We start from the raw sequence: 3,117 nt of genomic DNA on the forward strand, positions 1-3,117 counted from the left end.
CACGGTAGAAACTCGCCTCGCTGGCGACGTACTCGCCTCGGTCCGCCAGCCTGGGGACAATCTGCTTGGGCGAGGCGTCCCGGAACTCCTCACTGTTGGCCACCGCCAGGATTCGGCGCCGCTCCACTGCGTGTACCGGGTCATGGTGAGCACCGATTCCGGACCATGGTGAGCACCGATTCCGGACCGAGGTGAGCACCCGTTCCGGGCATGGTGAGCACCCGTTCCGGGCATGGTGAGCACAGGCAGGGGCGGAACACGGAGCGTTGACGGCACTGGGCAGCAGGGTCTCGCCTCCATCTCCTTCGAGGAGGTGGAGATGGCCCAAGAGAGGCTGGCGGTGCGCAAGTTGAGAGAGGTGTTGCGATTGCGGTTCGCGTCGAAGCTGTCGACGAGGAACATCGCCACGAGTCTGGGCATCGGGAATGGGACGGTGTGCGAGTACCTGGGGCGAGCACGGGTAGCAGGAGTGGGAGGCTGGCCACTGCCGCCGGAGTTGGACGACGACGGGGCGCTCACCGCGCTGTTCTTCCCTGACGAGGGAAAGGCGATTGCGCACCGGCCGGAGCCGGACTGGGCGCAGGTGCACCGAGAGCTCAAACGCAAGGGGGTTACCAAGCTGCTGTTGTGGGAGGAGTACCTGGCGGCCAACCCGGGTGGGTACCAGTACAGCCAGTTCTGCGAGCGGTATGGGCGCTGGCAGTCCGTCCTCGGTGTCACCATGAGGCAGGAGCACCGGGCGGGCGAGAAGCTCTTCGTGGACTTCAGCGGGGATGGCGTCGAGGTGGTGGATGGCGACACCGGAGAGGTGCGGGTCGCGAAGCTCTTCGTCGCCACGTTGGGGGCCAGCAGCTACACGTACGTCGAGCCCGTCTACTCCGAGGACCTGGCCACCTGGGTGGGCTGCCACGTGCGCGCCATGGCCTTCTTTGGGGGTGTCCCGGAGTTGGTGGTGCCGGACAACCTGAAGTCCGGAGTCACGCGCGCGCACCGCTACGAGCCGGAAGAGAACCCCACGTATGCCGACCTGGCGCGGCACTACGGCTTCGCCATTCTGCCGGCACGTCCTCGCCGCCCGCGAGACAAGGCGAAGGTAGAGGCGGCGGTGCTGGTGGCGGAGCGGTGGATTCTGGCCGTCCTGCGCAACCGCCGCTTCGGTGGCCTGCACGAGGTGCGCGAGGCCGTACGGCCGTTGCTCGAGAAGCTGAATGAGCGCCCGATGCGGCATGTGGGGCGCTCGCGTCGCCAGTTGTACGAGGAACTCGAGAAGCCCGTGCTGAAAGCCCTGCCGGTACACGCCTACGAGTTGGCCTTCTGGAGGAAGGCGCGCGTCCCTCCTGACTACCACGTCGAGGTGGAGGGGCACCTCTACAGCGTGCCGTACTCGCTGGCGCACAAGCAGGTGGAGGCCCGCTACACGGAGGGGAGCGTCGAGGTGTTCCTCGGAGGCCGACGAGTCGCGAGCCACGTGCGAAAGCGCACCCAGGGCTACTCCACGCTGAAGGAGCACATGCCTGCCAGCCACCAGTCCCACGCGGAGTGGACGCCCGCGCGGCTGTTGACGTGGGCGCAGAAGACGGGCCCCTCCACGGCCGCGCTGGTGCAAGGCCTCATGGAGCGCAAACCCCATCCAGAGCAGGGCTTCCGCGGAGCCTTGGGCGTCATGCGATTGAAGGACAAGTACGGCGAGGCGCGGCTAGAGAAGGCGTGCGCCAGGGCCGTGCGCCACCGGGCCTACAGCTACAAGTCCGTGGCCGCCATTCTCCAGCACCACCTGGAGGACGCGCGGGAGGCGCATGAGGAGAAGCCGCCCCTGCCCGCCCATGAGAACGTGCGCGGCCCCCACTACTACCACTGACGTATCTCGCGCACGCCGAGACGAGCACCGCCGGCACCCGCCGCGGCGGGGCCCCTTGTGTGCGCGGACACTTCCCGTCTGGTGCGAGGCCTCGGTCACCCGCACTCGGAAGGGGCCCGCGCGCCCTGAGAAGCTGGCGCGCGCGGGCAAGCCCCCATGACCGACAAGAGGAACGAACCCGATGCTGGTGGAACAGACGCTGGAGAAACTCAACGGGATGAAGCTGCACGGGATGGCCTCGTACCTGCGCGACTGGTTGGCGAGGCCAGCGGAGCGAGACGTCAGCCCCGCCGACCTCGTGGGTCTGCTGGCCGACGCGGAGTGGATGCACCGAGAGAACAAGAAGCTCTCCTCTCGGCTGAGCGCGGCCCGCCTGCGCCAGGCCGCGGCATTGGAAGACATCGACTACGGGCATGCGCGCGGGCTCGCCAAGACGCAGGTGATGGAGCTGTCCACCTCGAAGTGGGCAGCGGACAAGCAGAATGTGCTCCTCACCGGACCCACGGGCGTCGGCAAGTCCTTCCTCGCATGCGCCCTAGGACAGAAGGCGTGTCGGGATGGCTACTCGGTGGTGTACCGCCGGGCCTCACGTCTTTTCGATGAGCTCGCTCAGGCGCGCGCCGATGGAACCTACGCGCAGGTGCTCAAGCGCCTGGCCAAGGCCCAGGTGCTCATCCTCGACGACTTCGGCCTTGAGCCACTCGGTGCTCCAGAGCGCAAGGAACTGCTCGAAGTCCTGGAGGACCGCTACCGACTTTCGAGCACCGTGGTGACCTCCCAGCTCGAGCCGAAGGACTGGCACGCCGTCATCGGTGACGCGACGCTCGCCGACGCCATCCTCGACCGTCTGGTCCACAACTCCCATCGCATCAAGCTGGGCGGAGAGTCCATCCGGTACGTGGAGACAAATTTGACGAAGGGTCGGAAGCAGGCCAAGGGATGAACCACCCAGCGTCGCTGACGCTCCGACCGCTCGCCACCAGCCGGAATCGCTGCTCGGCTTGAGCCGGAACGAGTGCTCACCATGACCGGAATACGCAGCTCCACCTCGGACAGTCGGTTGGCCGGACGGGTATGCGGACCACACCGCCGGTCCTCCGCCGTGGCTGGCTTCCTCCAGCGTTGAATCGTGCGCGGGGCCACCCCGAGCCGCTCGCAGATGGCCTCCAGGCGCACGCCTTTCTCCAGGGCCTCGTCGACGTGGGCGAGCGTCATTTCTCGCTCTTCTCGTCCCCGGAGTCGTCCTCGTCTGCCAGGTG

At 67.2% G+C, this 3,117-nt stretch carries 2 protein-coding genes and 1 pseudogene; 2 read left to right on the forward strand and 1 reads right to left on the reverse strand.

Annotated elements, in window-relative coordinates; genetic code table 11:
• Positions 1-319 precede the first annotated feature (319 nt).
• Both istA and istB read left to right on the forward strand, forming a co-directional pair.
• Entirely contained in the window at positions 320-1,858 is a 1,539-nt protein-coding gene (gene istA / locus HUA74_RS44840; protein WP_174459495.1) for an IS21 family transposase, read from the forward strand.
• A gap of 181 nt (positions 1,859-2,039) precedes the next feature.
• On the forward strand, positions 2,040-2,801 hold the full coding sequence (gene istB / locus HUA74_RS44845) for an IS21-like element helper ATPase IstB (RefSeq protein ID WP_174459496.1): 762 nt from the start codon (positions 2,040-2,042) through the stop codon (positions 2,799-2,801).
• Between the two features lie 155 nt (positions 2,802-2,956).
• On the opposite strand, the pseudogene HUA74_RS46545 reads toward istB, so the two are convergent.
• A pseudogene (locus HUA74_RS46545) lies at positions 2,957-3,073 on the reverse strand (helix-turn-helix domain-containing protein); the annotation flags it as partial.
• Positions 3,074-3,117: the final 44 nt, after the last annotated feature.

Source organism: Myxococcus sp. CA051A (assembly GCF_013336705.1).
GTDB classification, from domain to species: Bacteria; Myxococcota; Myxococcia; order Myxococcales; family Myxococcaceae; genus Myxococcus; species Myxococcus llanfairpwllgwyngyllgogerychwyrndrobwllllantysiliogogogochensis.

What these genes read in the sequence shown, in the direction of transcription:
- istA (WP_174459495.1), top strand. Translation starts at nt 320, where the DNA reads ATGGCCCAAGAGAGGCTGGCGGTGCGCAAGTTGAGAGAGGTGTTGCGA.
- istB (WP_174459496.1), top strand. Translation starts at nt 2,040, where the DNA reads ATGCTGGTGGAACAGACGCTGGAGAAACTCAACGGGATGAAGCTGCAC.